The organism is Mycobacterium sp. E3298 (assembly GCF_001666895.1).
In the GTDB taxonomy this organism is placed as follows: Bacteria; Actinomycetota; Actinomycetes; order Mycobacteriales; family Mycobacteriaceae; genus Mycobacterium.
In genome coordinates, this window is sequence record NZ_LZJB01000442.1 from 1 (window position 1) to 933 (window position 933).

The window sequence follows — 933 nt, forward strand, 5'->3', positions numbered from 1 at the left end:
CGCGGCGATCGCGATGGCGATGGCAGGCCCGGTGCCCCAGCTGGCGTGAATCTCCCAGGCGCCGAAGATCGGGGCGGCCCCGGTGTGTGTGCCGAACCGCTCCTGGCCGACGTCGGTCCTCGGCCGCACACCCCAGTGCAGCCGCGGCAGCACGAACGCCGCGCCCACCAGCACCGCCCCGACCGCGGCGGCCACAAACTCCCGACGTGCCAGCCTCACGGTCGACCAGCCTATTGATCGGCCGGCCCGGCGAACCGGCGCACCAACCCCGACCGGTCGACCTTGCCGATGCCGCGCCGCGGCAACGCCTCGACGACGTGCAGTTCGCGCGGGGCGGCGGTGGTGTCCAGGGTGCCTGCCACGTGGGCGCGCAGCTCGTCCAGCGTCGGAGCCGCGTGGCCCTCGGCCAGCACGATCGCGGCGACCACCCGCTGGCCCAGCCGGTCGTCGGGCAGGCCGAACACCGCGCAGTCGGCGACGGCGGGGTGGGTGCCCAGCGCCGCCTCGACCAATTGCGGCAGCACGGTGAGCCCGCCCGTGCTGATCGCGTCGTCCGCGCGGCCCAGCACGGTCAGCACACCCGCCTCGTCGACGGCGCCGAGGTCGTCGGTGCGGAACCAGCCGGGCGCGGCGAACGGGTCGGGCTGCACCGGGTTGCGGTAACCCTTGGCCAGGGTCGCGCCGCCGAGGAGGACGCGGCCGCCGGCGGCGACCTGGACCAGGACGCCGTCCAGTGGCACGCCGTCGTACACGCAACCGCCCGCGGTTTCGCTCATCCCGTAGGTGCGCACCACGGCGACGCCGGCCGCCGCGGCGGCGTCGAGCACCCCCTGCGGGGCCGGGCCGCCGCCGAGCAGGACGGCGTCCAGTTCGGCGAGCGCGGCGGCGGCCGCCGGGTCGGTCAGCGCCTTGGCCAGCTGCGTGGCCACCAGC

At 76.5% G+C, this 933-nt stretch carries 1 protein-coding gene and 1 pseudogene; both read right to left on the reverse strand.

Annotation, left to right across the window (positions count from 1 at the left end):
- A pseudogene (locus A9X05_RS20725) lies at positions 1–219 on the reverse strand (hypothetical protein); the annotation flags it as partial.
- An 11-nt stretch (positions 220–230) separates the two neighbouring features.
- A partial coding sequence (gene menE, locus A9X05_RS20730; RefSeq protein ID WP_082971028.1) for an o-succinylbenzoate--CoA ligase occupies positions 231–933 on the reverse strand: 703 nt, incomplete at its 5' end.